The sequence below is a fragment of the Nocardiopsis eucommiae genome (assembly GCF_965344335.1).
Taxonomy (GTDB): Bacteria; Actinomycetota; Actinomycetes; order Streptosporangiales; family Streptosporangiaceae; genus Nocardiopsis; species Nocardiopsis eucommiae.
In genome coordinates this window covers 68,176-87,045 of sequence record NZ_CBDRIY010000026.1, presented here as the reverse complement: position 1 = coordinate 87,045, position 18,870 = coordinate 68,176, and the positions used below count along the sequence as shown (strand labels likewise).

At 71.8% G+C, this 18,870-nt stretch carries 17 protein-coding genes; 3 read left to right on the top strand and 14 right to left on the bottom strand.

Annotation, left to right across the window (positions count from 1 at the left end; all coding sequences use genetic code 11):
- Positions 1-8: 8 nt before the first annotated feature.
- The 7 genes from mnhG to ACRWK8_RS17585 form a co-directional block, all read right to left on the bottom strand.
- Positions 9-347, bottom strand: a complete 339-nt coding sequence (mnhG, locus tag ACRWK8_RS17615; RefSeq protein ID WP_378735987.1) for a monovalent cation/H(+) antiporter subunit G — start codon at positions 345-347, stop codon at positions 9-11.
- Complete coding sequence (locus ACRWK8_RS17610) at positions 344-601, bottom strand: MrpF/PhaF family protein (RefSeq protein WP_378735989.1); 258 nt, start codon at positions 599-601, stop codon at positions 344-346. Before ACRWK8_RS17610 ends, mnhG begins: the two co-directional genes overlap by 4 nt.
- Complete coding sequence (locus ACRWK8_RS17605; RefSeq protein ID WP_378735991.1) at positions 601-978, bottom strand: Na+/H+ antiporter subunit E; 378 nt, start codon at positions 976-978, stop codon at positions 601-603. The genes ACRWK8_RS17610 and ACRWK8_RS17605 overlap by 1 nt, the downstream gene beginning before the upstream one ends.
- Positions 975-2,489 (bottom strand): monovalent cation/H+ antiporter subunit D family protein, encoded by a 1,515-nt coding sequence (locus ACRWK8_RS17600; protein ID WP_431871579.1) that lies wholly within the window; start codon positions 2,487-2,489, stop codon positions 975-977. Before ACRWK8_RS17600 ends, ACRWK8_RS17605 begins: the two co-directional genes overlap by 4 nt.
- Positions 2,486-2,794 (bottom strand): sodium:proton antiporter, encoded by a 309-nt coding sequence (locus ACRWK8_RS17595; protein ID WP_378735995.1) that lies wholly within the window; start codon positions 2,792-2,794, stop codon positions 2,486-2,488. The genes ACRWK8_RS17600 and ACRWK8_RS17595 overlap by 4 nt, the downstream gene beginning before the upstream one ends.
- Positions 2,791-5,658 (bottom strand): DUF4040 family protein, encoded by a 2,868-nt coding sequence (locus tag ACRWK8_RS17590; RefSeq protein WP_431871586.1) that lies wholly within the window; start codon positions 5,656-5,658, stop codon positions 2,791-2,793. The genes ACRWK8_RS17595 and ACRWK8_RS17590 overlap by 4 nt, the downstream gene beginning before the upstream one ends.
- A 121-nt stretch (positions 5,659-5,779) precedes the next feature.
- Positions 5,780-5,950: a hypothetical protein gene (locus ACRWK8_RS17585; RefSeq protein ID WP_378735997.1), complete on the bottom strand. Its 171-nt coding sequence runs from the start codon at positions 5,948-5,950 to the stop codon at positions 5,780-5,782.
- A 330-nt stretch (positions 5,951-6,280) separates the two neighbouring features.
- Between ACRWK8_RS17585 and ACRWK8_RS17580 the strand changes: the two genes are divergently transcribed.
- The 3 genes from ACRWK8_RS17580 to ACRWK8_RS17570 all read left to right on the top strand — a co-directional run bounded on the left by ACRWK8_RS17580 (position 6,281) and on the right by ACRWK8_RS17570 (position 11,616).
- The gene (locus ACRWK8_RS17580) at positions 6,281-7,156 is read left to right on the top strand and encodes an alpha/beta fold hydrolase (RefSeq protein WP_431871577.1); all 876 of its coding nucleotides are present in this window, start codon (positions 6,281-6,283) and stop codon (positions 7,154-7,156) included.
- A gap of 56 nt (positions 7,157-7,212) precedes the next feature.
- Entirely contained in the window at positions 7,213-9,669 is a 2,457-nt protein-coding gene (locus ACRWK8_RS17575) for a PEP/pyruvate-binding domain-containing protein (RefSeq protein ID WP_431871575.1), read from the top strand.
- 138 nt (positions 9,670-9,807) lie between these two features.
- Positions 9,808-11,616, top strand: coding sequence for an alkyl/aryl-sulfatase (locus tag ACRWK8_RS17570; protein ID WP_431871573.1), 1,809 nt, complete (start codon positions 9,808-9,810; stop codon positions 11,614-11,616).
- Positions 11,617-11,621: 5 nt separating this feature from the next.
- On the opposite strand, the gene ACRWK8_RS17565 is transcribed toward ACRWK8_RS17570, so the two are convergent.
- The 7 genes from ACRWK8_RS17565 to ACRWK8_RS17535 form a co-directional block, all read right to left on the bottom strand.
- Positions 11,622-11,918, bottom strand: a complete 297-nt coding sequence (locus ACRWK8_RS17565) for a DUF4287 domain-containing protein (protein WP_378736005.1) — start codon at positions 11,916-11,918, stop codon at positions 11,622-11,624.
- 100 nt (positions 11,919-12,018) lie between these two features.
- On the bottom strand, positions 12,019-13,356 hold the full coding sequence (locus ACRWK8_RS17560; protein WP_378736007.1) for an MFS transporter: 1,338 nt from the start codon (positions 13,354-13,356) through the stop codon (positions 12,019-12,021).
- 224 nt (positions 13,357-13,580) lie between these two features.
- On the bottom strand, positions 13,581-15,062 hold the full coding sequence (locus ACRWK8_RS17555; protein ID WP_431871570.1) for a PucR family transcriptional regulator: 1,482 nt from the start codon (positions 15,060-15,062) through the stop codon (positions 13,581-13,583).
- Between the two features lie 119 nt (positions 15,063-15,181).
- Positions 15,182-16,090 (bottom strand): aminoglycoside phosphotransferase family protein, encoded by a 909-nt coding sequence (locus tag ACRWK8_RS17550; protein WP_431871568.1) that lies wholly within the window; start codon positions 16,088-16,090, stop codon positions 15,182-15,184.
- A gap of 18 nt (positions 16,091-16,108) precedes the next feature.
- Positions 16,109-16,864 carry an iron ABC transporter ATP-binding protein gene (locus tag ACRWK8_RS17545; protein ID WP_431871566.1) on the bottom strand — a complete coding sequence of 252 codons (756 nt, stop codon included), beginning with the start codon at positions 16,862-16,864 and terminating at the stop codon, positions 16,109-16,111.
- The gene (locus ACRWK8_RS17540; RefSeq protein WP_431871564.1) at positions 16,861-17,886 is read right to left on the bottom strand and encodes an iron chelate uptake ABC transporter family permease subunit; all 1,026 of its coding nucleotides are present in this window, start codon (positions 17,884-17,886) and stop codon (positions 16,861-16,863) included. Before ACRWK8_RS17540 ends, ACRWK8_RS17545 begins: the two co-directional genes overlap by 4 nt.
- Entirely contained in the window at positions 17,879-18,868 is a 990-nt protein-coding gene (locus ACRWK8_RS17535) for an ABC transporter permease (RefSeq protein ID WP_431871562.1), read from the bottom strand. Before ACRWK8_RS17535 ends, ACRWK8_RS17540 begins: the two co-directional genes overlap by 8 nt.
- Positions 18,869-18,870 lie beyond the last annotated feature (2 nt).

Sequence of the window (18,870 nt, the reverse complement as noted above, 5' to 3'; positions counted from 1 at the left end):
GCCGGTGCCTACGCGTCCTTCTCCGTGGCGGCCAGGTCGTCGAACCTCGTGTTCTCGGTGGGCTTCACCCCGGTCAGGTAGCCGGCCCTGGCGATGGCGTTGCCGCCGACCGCCGCCGTGGCCAGCTGGATCAGCAGGGCCAGGCCGATCTTGACCGCGTTCTCCACGGACGGGTAGTGCAGGAGCAGACCGAGCAGCACCAGTGCCGTCCCGAGTCCGCCCGCGACCCCCACACCGCTGAGCCGGGCGTAGAAGTCCTGGAGACGGAGGAGACCGACCGCCCCGACCAGGAACACCAGGCCGCCGACGATCATGCAGACCACCCCGGCGACATCCAGCGCGTTCATCGCTTACCTCCGGTGATCAGACGGGCCAGGGACAGGGCGGCCAGGAAGCCGGTCAGCGCGCACACCAGGACGATGTCCACGACCAGCTCGGTGTCCAGCCGGAAGCCGAGCATGGCGACCAGCCCCACGAAGCCGAAGAAGACGATGTCCGAGGCGGCGCCCCGGTCGGCGGCAGAGGGGCCGGTCAGGATGCGGTAGGCGGCGATGGCCATGGCCAGCACGATCGCGGCCAGGCCGATGTCGATGAGCTGCATCAGTTCCGTTCTCCCTCGGCCGGGACGCTCTCCGGCGGGCCCGCCGGGCGGGTGGCCGCCAGGACGCGGTCCTCCATCGCGTGGATCTCCTGCTGGAAGGACGCGCGGTCCGTCACGTACAGCCCGTGCACCCACAGCGTCGCGGGATCGCGGCGCACGGCCACCGTGACCGTCCCCGGCGTCAGGGAGATCAGGTTGGCCAGCAGGGTGAACTCGAAGTCGGTCCGGCAGCGGACCGGGACCTCCACGAACGCCGGGGTCGCCGAGCTGCCCGGGGTGACGATGTCCCACATCACCTGGAGGGAGGTCTTCACGATCTCGGCGCCCGCGTAGAAGGGGAACCAGAGCACACGTGGTGCCCACATCGGGTGGATCATCGTCCCAGCACCGCCTCGACGTATCCGGAAGTGTCCAAGAGCCCGTTCGCGGCCTGCGCGCTCAGGTCGAGCAGGACCTGCGCGCCCAGACCGATGCCCAGGGTCGTGGCTGTCAGGATCAGGCCCGGCACGATCAGCGCCGTCCGGATCCTCGGGGTGGCGCGGGTCGCGGTGGCGACCGCGCCGTCGGAACCGGCGACGACGGGGGACCCGTCCTCGTCCGGGGCCGGGCCCCAGAACACGCCGCCCCAGATCTTCAGCATCGACATGAGGGTGATCAGGCTGACCGCGATCATCACCGCCATGGCGGTCCACTGACCGTCGTCCACGGCCGCGACGACCAGGGTGAGCTTGGCGACGAACCCGGAGAACGGCGGCAGACCGGCCAGGGAGAGGGCCGCGCCCATGAACACCAGGGCCAGCAGCGGCTCCCGCCTGGCGATACCGCCGAGGCGGTCCAGCGCGCCGGTCCCGTAGGTGTGCTCGATCGCGCCCGTCGAGAGGAAGAGCGACGCCTTCACGATCATGTGGTGGATCAGGTAGAAGATGCCCGCCATGAGCCCGATCTCGGTGAACAGGGCGACGCCGAGCAGGATGTACCCGATCTGGCTGATCATGTGGAACACCAGGATCGAGCGGGTGGTGCCCTCGCCGACCGCGCCCATCACGCCGATGAGCATGGTGAGGGTGAAGACCACGACACCGATCCACAGGAACCTCGCGTCCCCGTCGAAGACCAGCGCGTACAGGCGGTAGATCGCGTAGATCGCCACCTTGGTGTGGAGGCCGGAGAACAGGGCGGTGATCGCCGGGGAGGCGGCCGGGTAGGTCCGGGCCAGCCACCCGTGCACCGGGACGACGGCGGCCTTGATCGACAGCGCGAGGATGACCACGCCCATGCCGACCGCGACCATCGGGTCGTCCTTCGCGGCACCCGCCAGCTCGCCCATGTGCACGGTTCCGGCGGTGGCGTAGACCAGCGCCACGCCCGCGAGGAAGATCGTGGACGTGAGCAGGTTGACCGTGACGTAGATACGCCCGGCCCGCAGCCTGCCCATGGCACCGAGCATCGCCAGCAGGCCGTACGACGGCAGCAGCATGACCTCGATGAACACGAACATGTTGAAGATGTCGCCGGTGAGGAGCGCACCGGACACACCGGCCGTCAGCACCAGGACCAGCGGGGAGAAGAACGACCGGCGGTCGTCCTCGGTGGCGATCGCGAACACCGAGCACACCAGCGCCAGGAGCGAGGTGGTCCACAGCATCAGCGCGCTGAGGACGTCGACGACGAACGGGATGGCGACCCCGTCCTGCCACAGGCCCACGTTGTGGGCGAACACCGCGCCGTCCCGGGTGAGCCAGACCAGCCCGGAGGCGCCGAGCAGTGACAGCGAGGTGGGCAGGAGCAGCAGGATCCGGCGCAGCCACAGGGGCCGGCTCAGGACGATCAGCAGTCCGGCGCCGACCAGCGGGACCGCGACGAAGAGAGGCAGCAGCGCCGCGTTCATGAGGCGTCCTCGGTGTCGTCGTCGCTGCCCGAGGCGGCGAGGGTGAGCATGTAGATCGCGATGGAGAAGGCGATCACGATCGCGGTGAGCACGAACGCCTGCGGCAGCGGGTCCGCCGCCGTGGGCGCGGTGCCGAACTGGAGCAGCGGCAGGTCCCGGCGGAACACGCCCCCCGCCGACATGATCAGCAGGTTCACGGCGTGGCCGACCAGGATGAGGCCCAGGACGATACGCACCATGCCGCGCTGGAGCATCAGGTAGACGCCTCCGGCGACCATGACGCCGATGGTGATGGCGAGGGTCATCGCTTGCCTCCCGTGGTGGAGTCGGCCGGGTCGTGTGCGTCGGTGTCCGGCGGCACCGTCGTGTCGGTCCCGGGCGGGACCGCGCCGTCGGAGCCCGGCCCGCCGCGTTCGAGCCCCAGCTCGTTGAGCGCGGTGAGCAGGACGCCCACGACCGCCAGGTAGACGCCGACGTCGAAGACGAACGCGGTCGTGAAGTGGAAGTAGTCACCCCAGGCCAGCGGGATCTCCGCGTGGAGCGGCTTGAGGAACGAGCCCTCCAGGTAGCCGAGGAACCCGGAGAACGCGGCCACCAGCACACCGGTGCCGATGATCGCCGGGTAGGCCAGGCGGATGCGCGCGGCCCGGTCACTGGCGGCCGAGAGGTAGGTCAGCGCGAAGCCCGCCCCGCCCACCAGACCCGCGATGAACCCGCCGCCGGGCTCGTTGTGGCCACGGAACAGCAGGTACAGCGACCAGATGACCAGCAGCGGCATCAGGAAGCGGCCGACCGTGCGCATCAGCACCGTGTTGTCGGTGGGGTCGTGCGCGGCGTTGGCCGGGCCCACGACCACCTGGCGCGAGGAGTGCACCGGGAGCAGGTCGCTGGACCGGATCACCGCGATGATGATCAGCCCCGCCACACCGAGGACGGTGAGCTCCCCGAGGGTGTCCAGCGCTCGGTAGTCGACCAGGATCGTGTTGACCACGTTGGTGCCGCCGGTGTCCTCCGGGGCGTGGGCCAGGAGGTACTCCGCCACGGGCGACAGCTCGCGCCGACCCGTGAGGGCGTAGGCGCCCAGACCGGCGGCCAGACCGGCACCGATCGCGATAGCGGCGGTCAGGACGGTGCGGCGGCGCCGGACGGCGTGGAAGCGGCGCGGCAGGCGGCGCAGCACCAGTACCGCGACGACCACGGTCAGGATCTCCACCAGCAGCTGGGTGAGGGCCACGTCGAAGGCGCCCAGGAAGAACAGCCACAGGGCGACGGTGAACCCGGCCACGCCGACCAGGGCCAGTCCCGCCATCCGGGAGCGGGTGACCACGGCGGCGCCGACGGCGACGACCATCAGCCCCACGAGGAGCCAGTCCAGGCCCAGCGAGGTCTCCCCGGCCGGGGAGGGCAGGTCCAGCCGGAACACCACGGTGACCAGGGCCAGAGCGATGATCAGCACCATCGGCACACCCAGGTGGAAGGCGGGGGAGTCGGTGCGCGTGAGGTCGCCGGTGCGCCTGCCCGCTCGGATGATCCCGTCGTACAGGGCCTCGAAGACCCGCACCCCGGTCACCGGGACGAGGTCGCGCCCGGCGAGGGCCTCACCGGAACGGCTCCGCCAGGACAGCAGGGCGCCCAGGCCGATCGCCAGCGCGGACATGCCGAGCGCCGCGTTGAACCCGTGCCACAGCAGCAGGTGCGCGTCGGCCGCCTGGTGGGTGGCGTTCAGGGCCACCTCGTTGACCAGCGGATCCAGGGCCGGGACGGTCAGACCGAGCAGTACCCCGCCGAGGGAGGCGAGGATCGCCGGGAACCAGAAACTGGAGCGCGCCTCGGTCGCGGTGCGCTCCCGGGCTTCGCCCCTCGGCTCGCCCCCGAACGCCCCGTACACGAACCGGAACGAGTACGCGAAGGTGAACGCGGCCGCCGCGACGGCGACGGCGCCGGCCACCGGGCCGAACCACGCCGGGCCGGGCGCGTGCAGCAGCGACTCGAAGAGGTTCTCCTTGCTGATGAAACCGAGCAGCGGCGGGATGCCCGCCATGGAGAGCGCGGACAGCGCGGCGACGGTCGCGGTGACCGGCATCCGCCGACGCAGACCGCCCAGCTGGCGCAGGTCACGGGTGCCGGTCTGGTGGTCGACCAGGCCGACCACCATGAACAGCGCCGACTTGAACAGGGCGTGCGCCACGGTGTGGACCGCGGCCGCGACCAGGGCGGCGGGGGTGCCCACACCGATCACCGCCACCAGGAAGCCGAGCTGGCTGACGGTGGAGAAGGCGGCGAGCCTCTTGAGGTCGTGCTGCTGGAGGGCGAAGACCGCGCCGATCACCGCGGTGGTCAGACCGAGCGTGATCAGCAGGGTGTTCCACACCATCAGGTCACCGAACGCGGGCGTGAAGCGCATGGCCAGGTAGATCCCGGCCTTCACCATCGCCGCCGCGTGCAGGTAGGCGCTGACGGGGGTGCTCGCCGCCATGGCGTCCGGCAGCCAGTAGTGGAACGGGAACTGCGCCGACTTCGTGAACACGGCGACGGCGACCAGGACGGCCACCAGCGACGCGAACCCGGTGTCCTGGGTCCAGGACGTGTCCGCCAGGATCGCGCTCAGCTGGGTGGTGCCGGTGCGCACGATGAGCAGCACCACGGCCGCGAGCAGCGCGAGGCCGCCCATGGCGGTGAGCAGGAACGTCCGGATCGCCGGTCGGCTGGCCGAGACCCCGGACAGGCCGATCAGGTAGAAGGACGCGATGGTGGTGAGCTCCCAGAACACGAAGAGCAGCACCACGTCGTCGGCCAGGACCAGACCCGTCATCGCCAGGGCGAAGAGGGACATCAGGAAGTAGAAGCCGAGGCGGCGGCCGGGCGGGAAGTACCGGGTCGAGTACGCCATGATCAGCGCGCCGATGCCGGTCACCAGCATGGTGAACAGCCAGCCGAGTCCGTCCATGCGCAGATGGAGGGAGACGCCGATCTGGGGCATCCAGGGTCGGGAGAACTCCAGCGGGACCCCGGCGCCCAGCACCTGCGGGGCCTGCGCGGCCACCAGCACGGCGAGGCCGAGGAACACGGCGGCGACGGGCCAGCCCGCGTTACGTCCCAGCAGTCTGTCCAGTAAGGGTGTGCTCGCCACGGTCAGTGCGAGCACGATCATCAGAAGCAGCAGCACCAGCCACTGTCCTTTCACGGCGTTGTGCCGCGCGACGGAGGCATGGCGGGCCCGGGGGCGGCCGGTGCGGTGCGCGCGGCGACACGGATGGGGAGCGGATGCGGGACGCGTCGGAGGGACGCGGTCAGCCGGGTCCCGGGGGGCAGGAACTGAGTTCGCCGTGCGCGTTGGTGCCCCACGAGGTGGTGTAGCCGTTGGTGCCGTGGGGGCGGGGGTTCCCGACCGGGAGCTTGTGGCGCTCACCGAACCGGCTTCTGCGCAGCGCGCGCGAGGGGCTGGTGCTGGTCGTGGTCATCGCGGCGTGCTCCGGACATGGGTCGTAGGGACGCCGACCAGTCTTCCCGGCACACCATTGGCGCGTGTGGCGCCGCGCCCATGTTCGTTGATGGTGACGCGTATGTCCAGTTCCGGCCATGTTTCACCGGGGACAGGTGGTACCAACGAGCCCAGAGCGCTCCGATCAATATAGCCCCTGAACAGGTAGTATGCCCAGGTTCGCTGACGCGGTCGCGAGAACCCGCCCACGGTTGGCCGGAGCGGGGGAACGCGCGTAGAGTGACCGGTCAGGTGTGCCGGGAAGACTGGTCGGCGAAGCGTTCACCCCTACCCGAAACCAGGTGCGCCCATGCCGGAGACCACTCCTCACGGAGCTCGTGTCTACCGTTCCGAACTCGCGGAGCGCACCATCCGAGGATGGTGCGGAGAGCGGCTCGACGAGTACCCCGACCTCGTCTTCCTGCCGGAGATCACCACGTCGATCGGCCCCACGCGCGCCTTCCGGATGCCCGGTGGCCCGGGGACCCCCGTGGTGGTGCTCAGCGGCACCAACTTCAACAGCGCGCTCAGTGCCTCGCCCGCCTCCGACATGACGGAGGAACGGGACGTCTACCTCGTGGACCTGCCGGGACAGCCCGGGCTCAGCTGTGGTGTGCGCCCCCGGGGACACCGTGCCGAGGCGTACGGCGGATGGTTCGATGAGGTGCTGCCCGAGCTGGTGGACCGCCCGGCGGTGGTGCTCGGTCACTCCCTGGGCGCGGCGGTGGCCCTGGCCTCCAAGCCCTGTGACCTGGTCAAAGGGATGGTGCTGGTGAACCCGGCGGGACTGACCGGCGCCGCGACCCCGCCCGAGCTGATGCGGGTGACCCTGCCCTGGATGATCGGCCCGCGCGACGACAAGAGCACGAGGCTGCTCAACTTCATGAGCGGTCCCGACTTCCGCCACCCCGTCCACCCGTTCGCGGCGTGGATGACGATGGTCGGCAGGTGCTGCCGGACCAGCCTGGCCCCGGGGCCGCTTCCCACCGAGTCCCTGCTCGCCTGGCAGAAGCGGAACGTCATCGTGGCCACCGGCTCGGACGACGCCTTCTTCTCCCCGGCCCGCCTGCACGGCCCGGCCCGACGGTTCCTGGACACCGACCTGCACGTGCTGGAGGGGGCCGGGCACCTGGCCCCCTACGAGTTCCCCGAGCAGGTCCGCGCGCTGGTCCGCCGAGCCGCCTGACCAGCTGTTCCGCCCGTCCAGGGTGGAACCGGTCCGGTTCGGGGAAGACCCAACGCATGGGTTCGAACGACGTGGTCGGGCTGGACCGGATCCGCCGGGACATGGTGCCGCTGGTGGGAGGCAAGGCAGCCAACCTCGGTGAGATGGCCGCGGCCGGGGAGCGGGTCCCTGCCGGATTCTGCGTGACCACCGCCGCGTACGCGTCCGGCACCGTGCCCGCCGAGCGGGTCGTCCGGGCCTACGAGGCGATGGGCGGAGGCAGGGTCGCGGTGCGCTCCAGCGCGACCGCCGAGGACCTGCCCGACGCCAGCTTCGCCGGACAGCAGGACACCTACCTCGACGTCGAGGGCGCGGACGCCGTCGTCGACGCGGTCCGTCGCTGCTGGGACTCCCTCGACAACGCACGTGCCGTCGCCTACCGCCGGGCCAACGGGATCGCCCGGGCCGACGTGGGCATGGCGGTGGTGGTGCAGCGCATGGTGGACTCCGCCACCGCCGGGGTCATGTTCACGGCCGACCCGCTCACCGGAACGCGGACCCGCACCGTGGTGGACGCGGTGCGCGGACCGGGCACGGCGGTCGTGGACGGCTCGGTCGAACCCGACCACTACACGGTCGACGACGGGCACGACCCGGAAGAGGTCGGGGGCTGTCTCAACCGGGCCCAGGTCGTCGCGCTGGCCGCGGCCGGGCGGCGCCTCCGGACGCTCTTCGGCTCCCCGCAGGACGTCGAGTGGGCCCACGACCGCGACGGCACCCTGTGGCTGCTCCAGTCCCGCCCCGTCACCACGCTCTTCCCCCTCCCCCCGCAGGACCTGCCCGACCTGCCCCGCTTCTACATGGAGACCGGGCACATGCAGGGCATGCTGCGCCCCTTCACCCCGCTCGGGCTGTCCCTGCTCCAGCAGGTGTGGACCCGCTGGTGGTCGGGGGCGGAAGACGCCACCGACCCCGACCCCCTCATGATCGGTGTCGGCGGTCGGCTGTACACGGACCTGTCCCCCTTCCTGCGGAGCGCCGTGCTCCGGGGGAGGGTGGCCCGGAGCATGGACGTCTACGGGCCCCGGGTGCGCGCGGCGGTGGAGCACGCGCTCGACGACCCGCGGTTCGCCGCCCGCCCCGGACTGCCGTTCTCCGCGTCCGCGGTGCTCAGGATCGTCGGCGGCGTCCTGCCCTCCGCCGCGCTCGGCGTCGGGTACGCGCTGGCCCGGCCCCGAGCGGCCCGGGCCAGCGCCCACCGGGCCGTGGCCCGCCTGCGTACCGTGCGCGGTCCCGGCGCCGGGGCCAGCGCGGCACGACGGCTGGACTGGGTCCACGGACCGGCCTTCGACGCGATGCTCGGCCGGGACCTGACGGCGGTGATCGGCCCGGTCTTCGCCGGGATCGTGACCGGCACCGTCCCGGCGGCCCTGCTCGGCGGCGTCGCCACCAAGGAGGAGACCGACACGGTCCTGGGCGGTCTGCCGCACAACGTCACCACCGAGATGGACCTGGCCCTGTGGCGGGTCGCCGAGCGCGCCCGGACCCACGGGGACCTGTTCACCCGCACGCCTCCGGAGGAGCTCTCCGCCCGGTACCTGCGCGGGGAGCTCCCCGACATCGGGCTGGACGCCTTCCTGGACTCCTACGGTCACCGGACCGCCGCCGAGGTGGACATCGGTGTCCCCCGCTGGCGCGAGGACCCCGCCCCCGTGTTCGGGACGGTCGCCAACTACCTCCGGCTGGAAGACCCCGAACAGGCACCGGACCGCAGGTTCGAGCGGGCCCGGGCCGCCGCCGAGGCCACGCTCGCGGAGCTCGGACCCCGGGCCGTGCGGAGCCGCCCGGTGCGCGGGGCGATCGCCGTCTTCCTCATGCGCCGCTCCCGTGAACTCGCGGGCATGCGGGAGTACGCCAAGTTCGCCTGGCTGGTGCCGTTCGCGGAGATGCGCCGCCAACTGCTCCTGGTCGGGGCGGACCTGGCGGACGAGGGACGGCTGACCGGGGCCGACGACGTCTTCTTCCTGCGTGTGGACGAGGTCCGCGCGGCCGTGGAGGGCACCGACCAGCGGGACCTGGTGGCCGAGCGCCGCCGCGTCCACCGACGGGAGCTGCGCAGGCGCACCGTTCCGGGGACGCTCCTGACCGACGGCACGGACGTGGAGGCCACCCTCCCGGCTCCGCCCGCCGCGCGGGGCGGACTGCCGGGGATCGCGGCCGCGCCGGGGCGGGCCGAGGGGCGGGCCCGCGTGGTCCTCGACCCGGCCGGCGCCCGGATCGAACCCGGTGAGATCCTCGTGGCCCCCACCACCGACCCGGGCTGGACCCCGCTGTTCATGACCGCCGCCGGGCTGGTCTCCGAGACCGGTTCACCGATCGCGCACGGTCCCACGGTCGCCCGTGAGTACGGGATACCGGCGGTGATCTGCGTGCGCGACGCCACCACCGTGATCCGTACCGGGGACCTGCTGCGGGTCGACGGCGCCACGGGGACGGTCGTCGTGGTCGACGGGAGGGCCGACGGCACGGGCTGAGGGGTCCGTCCGCGTTCGGTACCGGAACATGACGCGGAGTTGGCGCGGCACCGAGGGTCCGTTGGGCGTCCGCTTCCCACCATGGAGGTCGGGCCAGTCGGCCCGACCGCACGGGTGTGCTCCGACGGAGGGACGGCCATGACAGAGCCCGGGTACGAGGACGGGACGGACTTCGGGGACGCCGACCGGGGGTTCGTCGGCGCGCTCGTCCCCGGAGTGGTCCGCGACGACCGGGGCCGGGTGGTGTGGGACGGCGACGCCTTCGGGTTCCTGGAGGGCGAACGCCCCGACTCCGTCCACCCGAGCCTGTGGCGCCAGGCCCGGCTGTGCGCCCGTCAGGGCCTGTACGAGGTCGCCGCGGGGATCTACCAGGTCCGGGGCCTGGACCTGTCGAACATGACGCTGGTCGAGGGCGAGCGCGGCGTGGTCGTCGTCGACCCGCTCGTCTCGGCGGAGACCGCCGCGGCCGCCCTGGCCCTCTACCGGGAACACCGGGGCGAGCGGCCCGTGACGGGGCTGCTCTACACGCACTCGCACATCGACCACTTCGGCGGCGCGCTCGGGGTGATCGACCCGGCGCGGGACGACGTGCCCATCCTGGCGCCGGAGGGCTTCCTGGAGCACTCCGTGGTGGAGAACGTGTACGCGGGCCCGGCCATGCTGCGGCGCGGCATGTACTACTCGGGGGCCAACCTGGGGGTCGGGCCCGACGGGGCCGTCGGCATGGGGCTGGGGGCGGCGGTGTCCACGGGGACGCCCAGCCTGGTGCCGCCCACCGTGGACGTCACCCGCACCGGCCAGGAGGAGACGGTGGACGGGGTTCGCTTCGTCTTCCAACTGACGCCCGGGACCGAGGCGCCCTCGGAGATGAACTTCCTGCTGCCCGCCCACCGGGCCCTGTGCATGGCGGAGAACGCCACCCACACCATGCACAACGTCCTCACCCTGCGCGGCGCGGTGGTGCGTGACGCCCGGGTGTGGTCCCGCTACCTCAACGAGGCCGTCCAGCTGTACGCCGACCGCGCGGACGTGCTGTTCGCCTCCCACCACTGGCCGACCTGGGGCCGCGAACGGATCGTGGGGTACCTGTCCGAGCAGCGCGACCTGTACGCGTACATGCACGACCAGACCCTGCGCCTGCTCAACCGGGGACTCACCGGTCCCGAGATCGCGGAGGAGCTGCGTCTGCCGGAGGGGCTGGAGCGGGCCTGGAGCACCCGTGGCTACTACGGTTCGCTCTCCCACAACGTGAAGGCGATCTACCAGCGCTACCTGGGCTGGTACGACGGCAACCCCGCCTCCCTCTGGGAGCACCCGCCGGTGGAGAGCGCCCGGCGGTACGTGGACACCATCGGCGGGACGGACACCGTGGTGGCCAGGGCGCGCGCGTACGCGGACGACGGTGACCCGCGCTTCGCCGCCCAGCTGTTGCGGCACGCGGTGTTCGCGGATCCCGCGCACGCCGGGGCGCGGGAGCTCCTCGCCTCCGTGTTCCAGCGGCTCGGGGAGGGTGCCGAGAACGCCACCTGGCGCAACTGCTACCTGACCGGGGCGAGCGAACTGCGCGGGGGCGTGGCGCACACGGGGCTCGCCGCTTCCGGCATGGCCGCCATGCTCACCGTCACCCAGCTCTTCGACACCGTGTCCATCCGGGTGGACGGCCTCCGGGCCGCCGCGTTGTCGGTGGTCATCGACTGGAACATCACCGACCTGGGGGAGACCTACCGGACCGAGGTGTCCAACGGTGTCTTCGTCCACTGGCCCACCGCGGGGGAGGGTGACGGGACCACGGACCTGACCCTGCGCCTGACCAAGGCCCAGCTCCTGGGCCTGCTCGCGTACGGGGACACGGACGGGATCGACCATGACGGGGACCTCGACGCGGTCCGGCGGGTCATGGAGGTGCTGGAGCGGCCCGACCCCGACTTCGCGATCGTCACGCCCTGACCTCCTCAGCCCCGGTGCGGGTTGGTCGCCTTCCCGTCGAGCCAGAGCACGGCCGAGGCGTCCCGGTGGCTGCCGGAGGTGCCCACGTGCCTGGCGTCGATGGTCGGGCCCTTCCTGATCACGTGCACCAGGGCCATCGCGTGGCCCCGGCCCAGGCCGTAGTCCTCGGCCAGCCACGCGATGATGGTGCCCGCCTTCACCGAGGGGTCGTCGTAACCCTTCTCCCTCGCGAGGTCGACGAGGGCGCGGGGCACCAGCCCGGTCCGGTCCTCGATGGTGTCCAGGTAGGCCTGGAAGGACATGGGATCTCCTCTGTGGGGGAAGCCGGGACCCCATGCTCGCTCCCGGGTACGACATTCCGGCGAGAGGGCGGCGCCGGGTACGGCCGCCCTCCCCGGACGGTCAGACTCCGGAGTCCGCCCCGCGGGTCGGCTGGCGGTCCTCCACGTCGGAGATCCGGTGGGCGAAGGACACCGCGACGATCGAGACGACGGCAGTGAGGCTGAGGTACACGGCGATCGGCACCCACGAGTCGTCGAACCGGGACAGCAGCCAGGTCGCGATCAGCGGCGCGGTGCCGCCCGCGAGCGCCGCACCGATCTGGTAGCCGAGGGTCACCCCCGTGTAGCGCACGCGCGTGGAGAAGATCTCCGAGCTCAGGGTGCCGATGGTGGCGGTCACGGGCGCCCACAGGACACCCAGGCCGATCACGGTGGCCAGGATCAGCATGAGATTGCTGCCGGTCCCCAGCATCAGGAAGTACGGGGCGGTGAACAGTCCCAGGGCGGCGGCGCCGACCAGGTAGACGCGTTGGCGGCCGAAGGTGTCGGAGAGCCGCCCGGCGAGCGGGATGCACACGGTCGCCACGACCGCGCCGATGGTCACCGCGTTGAGGGCGGTCGTGTTGTCGAAGCTCAGGGTCCCGGTCGCGTAGCTGACCACGAAGGTGCCGAAGACGTAGAACGGCGCGGTCTCCACGATCTTCGCGCCCACCGCGACGAGCACCGCGCGCCAGTGGTGGCGGAAGGTCTCCGCGACGGGCAGTTTGGCGACGTTCCCCTCCTCCTTGGCCTGGCGGAAGGTGGGGGTCTCGTCGATCCCGGAGCGGATCCACAGACCCAGCAGCACCAGCAGGACGCTGGCCACGAACGGGACCCGCCAGCCCCACGTCTCGAACTGGTCGTCGGGCATGAGCGACATGAGGGTCAGCGCCAGACTGGCCAGCAGCATCCCGGAGGTGATGCCCATCTGGGGAACGGAACCGAAGAAGCCGCGCCGGTTCTTCGGCGCGTACTCGTAGGCGAGCAGCAGCGCGCCGCCCCACTCCCCGCCGATGCCCAGGCCCTGCACGATCCGCAGGAACACCAGGAGGACCGGCGCGAGGATCCCGATGCTGTCGTAGGTGGGCAGCAGCCCGATGAGCATCGTCGCGCCGCCCATGAGCGACAGCGTGATGATCAGCGTCTTCTTCCGGCCGATCCGGTCACCGATGTGCGAGAACAGGACGCCGCCGAGCGGTCGGATGAAGAACGTCAGCGAGAAGGTCAGGTACGACAGCATCAACGAGACGAGCGGGTCGTCCGAGGGGAAGAAGAGCTTGTTGAAGACCAGTGCGGCGGCCGTGCCGTAGAGGAAGAAGTCGAACCACTCGATCGTGCTTCCGGTCAGGCTGGCCACCAGGACCTTGGCCCTGGGCGGGCGGGCCTGCGCGTCGGACGCGCTCGTGCTCTCGGGACTCATGGACGGGGCTCCAGACGGGGACGGTTTCCACGGGCGGACGGCGGGGCCCGTGAGTACGGCCTGGAGCCTAGGAGCGGGTGGCGCCGGTCACCGTTGTCCGAACCGACGACAAGCCGGGCGGAGCGGTGTCGGCCGCGACAACCCGGGCCCGCACGAGGATCGCCGCAGGTCGGCCGTGATCTCGGGGAGACCCGGGAGCGGCCGGACCGCGACCCGCCGCCCGCTCACACCCGCAGGCTGACCGACGCCAGGAGCCGCTGGTCGGCGTCGTCCAGGTTGAGCCCGGTGAGCGCGCAGATCCGTCGGATGCGGTGGCGGAGGGTGTTGGGGTGGACGTGCAGACCGGTCGCCGCGCTGGTCACGTCACCGAAGGCGTCCAGGTAGGCCGACAGCGACCTGCGCTGGTCGTCGTCGAGGGAGTCCAGCCGTTCGTCGCGCAGGTGGGGGCGCTCCGCGAGGTACTCGACCACCTCCCGGAGCACCACCGAGGAGCGCGTCTCCTCGTAGTCGGCGACCAGCCGGTCCGGGTCGTCGGCGATGACCTCCAGGACGCGGCTCGCGTGCTTCTTCAGCGCGGGTACCCCGCGCATCCGGGGCGCCACCCCCGCCACGGAACCCTGCACCGGGGTGCCGAGGTGCTGACGCAGCATCGCCACCAGCTCCCGCACCCACGTGAGCGGCGCCTGCCCCGAGGGCGTGGGCAGCAGGACGTAGAGCAGGCCGCAGGCCGGGATGACCAGCGCGTTCCTGCGGTAGGCGGCCGCGTAGACCGAGACCACCTCGGCGGCCTGGTGCAGCCGCCACGGCTGGTCCACCTCCTCCTCCCGCAGGGCCAGGGCGATCACCGACACGGGCGTGGCCGGGTCGACGCCCAGGTGCCGGGCGAGCGCGTCGGTGTCGAAGGCGCCGGTCAGCAGCCCCACGGACAGTTCCACGGTGTCGTGGCCGGTGGCGCGGGCCCCGCTGTTCGCGCGGGAGACGTGGACGGCGGCCAGGCGTGCCGCGCCCCGGAGCACCTGGTCGCTGGTGGGGGAGAGGGGACGGTCGACCTGCTGGACCCAGATGCTGCCGAGCGGCCGTTCCCCGGCCCGGATGCCCACCACCCTCCTGCGGGAGGCGCCGAGGTCGGGGCGTTCCGCGACCTCGACGACCTCACCGGCGCGAATGCGCTCGTCCACGCCCCACGCGCGCAGGTGCGCGACGAAGGACGCGGGGCAGTCGCGGCCGAGGATGGTCTGCTGACGCAGCTCGTCGGCGCCCTCGTGGGAGGCAGAGTAGGCCAGCACCCGGTTCGCGCCGTCCTCGATGCTCACGATCCCGCCGGTCAGCGTCGCGACGGTCTGGGCGAGGGAGAACAGGTCCCGGTGCCGGTCCTCGGGGTCGAAGGAGTCAAGCGCGGTACGGGCGAGGGCGGCGAACTCGGCGGCGTCCAGGGCGGGGTCGACGGAGAGCACGGCGAGGTCGAGGTCGCGCAGCCCGTCGTCGGGCGACCCGGGCACGGCGACGGCGCTCGCCCCGCCCCGCACGGCCCGGCGGGCGAGGGCGAGGGCCTCGGTGCCACCGGCGGGAGCGACGACCAGGGAACCCGGGGGCACCGGATCGTCGGGGTGGGCCACCACGACGGAGCGCACCAGGGCGTCCAGCCCCCGGGGCGCCGAGACCAGCCCGTGGACCGGGCCCTCCAACGCCTCTATCAGGGACTTCACGGTCGGTCCTGGTCTGCTCACGATCATCACCTGTCGGGTCCGGGTGGGTTTCGGACCATTGTGCGCCTCCGTCGGAGCCGCACCGACCAGCACCCCGCTCGGACCGGGGCCCGGCCCGTCTACGTGTGCAGCAACTGGAGGACCGTGTGTTCCCCGATGGCGCCCAGGAGCGGGTGCTCCGGGGCGCTGGCGCACAGCAGGGTGGCGTACAGGAGCGCCCACGCGCGCGCCCGGTCCCAGGTGTGGGGGTCGATCCCCCGGCGGCGGTCCAGGGCGGCGCGCAGCCGGGCGCGGTCCTCGGGGCCGAACGCCAGCCAGGCGGCGGCGAGGTCGGAGGCGGGGTCACCGGAGGTGAGGTCGCCGAAGTCCAGGACCGCGACGAGGTCGAGGCGGCCCCGTTCACGCGTGTGCGCGGCCGATCCGACCAGGAGGTTGGCGGGGTGCGGGTCGCCGTGCAGCCAGAGCGCCGGACCGGACCACTCGGGGGTCGGGAGCAGCTCCTCCCACAGGGCGAGCAGGTCCGGGGCGCGGGGGTCGGGGCTGGCGGCCAGGCGTTCGCGCACCCGAGTGTCGCGGTCGCGCAGGGGCACCCCCCGGACCGGGTTGCGGGGCGCGTCGTCCGGGGCGGGCACGTGCAGCCGGGAGAGGAACAGCGCGAGGGGTTCGACCAGGTCGGAGCGCTCCTCCACCGGGACCTCGGCGGCGGTGCGGCCCTCGAACCACGGGACGACCGACCAGTGCCAGGGGTAGCCGTGCCCGGGGCGGCCCACCCGCACGGGCACCGGGACGGGGACGCCCACCCGTTGGGCGATCCCGGGCAGCCACCGCTGCTCGTTCACGACCAGCGCGGCCGCGGCCTCCCTCCGCGGCATGCGCACGCACAGGTGCTCCCCCAGGGTGAGGAGGGTGTTGTCCCAGCCGTGGGAGACGGGCGCGATCGGGAGTTCCGCGAGGTCGGGGTGCTGCTCCCGCAGGAGCTGGCGGACGAGGTCGGGGGTGACGGTCACTTCGGCCGGAGGGGTGCTCACCACCCCAGTATCCCGGGATCAGTAGTAGACGGCGAGCGGTCCGTTGGGGCCGTCGACGACGGTCACCGGGGTGTCGAAGACCCGGGTGAGGACGTCGTCGGTCATGATCTCCGCCGGGGTGCCGAACTCCACGACCGCGCCGTCCTTGACGGCGCAGATGTGGTCCGCGTAGTGCCCGGCGAAGTTGATGTCGTGCAGCACGATCACGATCGTGCGGTCGAGCTCGGCCGCCGCCCGGCGCAGGTGCTTCATCATCTGCACCGAGTGGCGCATGTCGAGGTTGTTCAGCGGCTCGTCGAGCAGCACGTACTCGGTTTCCTGGCACAGCACCATCGCCACGTACGCGCGCTGGCGCTGGCCGCCCGAGAGCTGGTCGAGGTAGCGGTCCTCCAGCTCGGTGAGGTCCAGGAAGTCGATCGCGCGGCTGATCACCTCCTCGTCGGCCACGGTCAGCCGCCCCTTGGAGTGGGGGAAGCGGCCGAACGCGACGAGCTGGCGCACCGTCAGCCGGGTGATGAAGTGGTTCTCCTGGCGCAGCACGGAGACGATCTTGGCCAGGTCCTTGGAGGGCGTCCTCGTCACGTCGTACCCGGCGACCTCGATGGTGCCCGCGTCGAGGCCGAGCAGCCGCCCCACCATGGTGAGCAGGGTGGACTTCCCGGCGCCGTTCGGCCCCACCAGGGCGGTCACGCCGCCCCGGGGGATCTCCAGGTCCACGGGGCCGATCGTCACCTCGCCCCCGTACTCCTTGCGCACGCCTTCGAGGGTGATCACAGCCGGCCCTTTCTGAGGATGACGAACAGGAACACCAGGCCGCCGACGAACTCGATGATGATCGAGACCACCCCGTTGGCGTAGAAGACGTTCCGCATGACGAAGTAGGCGCCGCTGAGGACCACGAAGCAGGTCAGCGCGGCGACCGGGAACACGTACCGGTGGTCGTACGTGTCGGCGAACTGGTAGGCCAGGGTCGCGACGAGGAAGCCGAGGAAGGTCATCGGGCCCACGAGCGCGGTGGAGACCGCCATGAGCACCGACACCAGGAAGAGCACCCGCATGGTCTCGCGCCGGTGGTTCAGGCCGAGCCCGGTGCAGGCGTCCCGGCCCAGCGCCACGATGTTCAGCCGCCGAGAACCCAGGACCAGCAGGGTCGCGGCCACCAGGCACAGCGGGATCGCCACCGGCAGGTACGCGGCGTCGGCGTTGGAGACGTTGCCGAACAGCCGGGCGGCCAGCACGTCGAACTCGCTGGGGGTGAGCAGGCGCTGCATGAACGTGGAGACCGAGGCGAGTCCGCCGCCGACCACGATGCCGATGAGCAGCATCACCTGGAGGTTGCCGTAGCGGCCGGACAGCAGCCAGCCGTACAGCAGCATCGCGAAGCCGACCATCAGCGCGATCTGGAGGACGAACTGCGGGAGGCCCTTGACGGCGAGGACGCCCGCGACGCCCAGGAAGTACACCGCCGAGGTCTGGACCGCGACGTAGAGAGCCTCGAACCCCATGATCGACGGGGTGATGATGCGGTTGTTGGTCACGGTCTGGAAGCTCACCGTGGCGATGGCCTGGCAGATCGCCACCACGGCCATGACCACCACGTTGGTGGCCCGCAGCTCCGCGATGCGCCAGAACCCGTCCGATCCCACCGGCATCGGGTTGTCCCAGGCCAGCAGGCCGAAGGTGAAGCCGACCGCGAGGACCACGAGGGTCGAGACGACGATCCGGTAGCGGAGGCGGGCGCGCGGGGTGGGCAGGGTCCGGGAGGTCCGTATCCGGGGAACGGTCGACTCAGCCACGGCGGCGCTGCCTCAACAGGAGAAGGATGAACACCACGGCGCCGACGACACCGAGGATGAGGGACACGGGCACCTCGAAGGGCATGACGATGGTCCGGCCGACCAGGTCGCACACCGTGACGATGCCGATTCCGAGCAGGCACACCCACGGCAGGTTCCCGCGCAGGTCGTCGCCGCGGAACATCGAGACGATGTTGGGGACGATGAGCCCGAGGAAGGGCAGGTTGCCCACCACCACGGTCACCACGCCGGTCGCCACCGCGATGAGGGTGGTGCCGAGCAGGACGACCCGGTTGTGGTTCAGGCCGACGTTGGTGGAGATCTCCTCGCCCAGCCCGGCGACGGTGAAGCGGTCCGCGACGACGAACACCGCGACGGCCACCACGCCCACGATCCACAGTGGCTCGTACTGTCCGCGCAGGACCGACGTGAAACTGCCCGCGAACCACACGCCGAGGTTCTGGAGCATGTCGGTGCGGAGGGCGACGAAGGTGGACACCGAACTGACGACGGCGCCGAGCATGATGCCCACGATGGGGACGATCAGGGAGGAGCGCAGGGTGACGCGGCGCAGGAAGAGGAAGAACACCATCGTGCCGACGAACGCCGCGAGGATCGCCCCGGCCATGCGGGTGCCGATGCTCGCGCCCGGCAGCAGGATCATCACCGTGAGCAGACCGAGGCCCGCCCACTCGGTGGTCCCGGTGGTGGTCGGCTCGACGAAGCGGTTCTGGGTCAGCAGCTGCATGACCAGACCGGACATGGCCATGGCCGCGCCCGCGAGCACGAGGGCGACGGTGCGCGGGATCCGGGTGATCGCGAACATCTCGCCGCCGTCGTCGGCGCCGCGGATGTCGTACACGCCGGTGGCCAGCGACAGCGCGAGGAGGGCTCCCACGACGGCGACGCCGACCAGCAGCCTCCAGTCGAACAGCCGTCCCTTGTGCCGGGTGCGCGACGGGGGCGGGGTCGCGGTCGTCACGT

Coding starts and splice junctions, on each gene's coding strand:
- ACRWK8_RS17580 (WP_431871577.1), top strand. CDS start 6,281: ATGCCGGAGACCACTCCTCACGGAGCTCGTGTCTACCGTTCCGAACTC.
- ACRWK8_RS17585 (WP_378735997.1), bottom strand. CDS start 5,950: ATGACCACGACCAGCACCAGCCCCTCGCGCGCGCTGCGCAGAAGCCGG.
- ACRWK8_RS17600 (WP_431871579.1), bottom strand. CDS start 2,489: ATGAACGCGGCGCTGCTGCCTCTCTTCGTCGCGGTCCCGCTGGTCGGC.
- ACRWK8_RS17610 (WP_378735989.1), bottom strand. CDS start 601: ATGCAGCTCATCGACATCGGCCTGGCCGCGATCGTGCTGGCCATGGCC.
- mnhG (WP_378735987.1), bottom strand. CDS start 347: ATGAACGCGCTGGATGTCGCCGGGGTGGTCTGCATGATCGTCGGCGGC.
- ACRWK8_RS17575 (WP_431871575.1), top strand. CDS start 7,213: ATGGGTTCGAACGACGTGGTCGGGCTGGACCGGATCCGCCGGGACATG.
- ACRWK8_RS17560 (WP_378736007.1), bottom strand. CDS start 13,356: ATGAGTCCCGAGAGCACGAGCGCGTCCGACGCGCAGGCCCGCCCGCCC.
- ACRWK8_RS17595 (WP_378735995.1), bottom strand. CDS start 2,794: ATGACCCTCGCCATCACCATCGGCGTCATGGTCGCCGGAGGCGTCTAC.
- ACRWK8_RS17570 (WP_431871573.1), top strand. CDS start 9,808: ATGACAGAGCCCGGGTACGAGGACGGGACGGACTTCGGGGACGCCGAC.
- ACRWK8_RS17605 (WP_378735991.1), bottom strand. CDS start 978: ATGATCCACCCGATGTGGGCACCACGTGTGCTCTGGTTCCCCTTCTAC.
- ACRWK8_RS17565 (WP_378736005.1), bottom strand. CDS start 11,918: ATGTCCTTCCAGGCCTACCTGGACACCATCGAGGACCGGACCGGGCTG.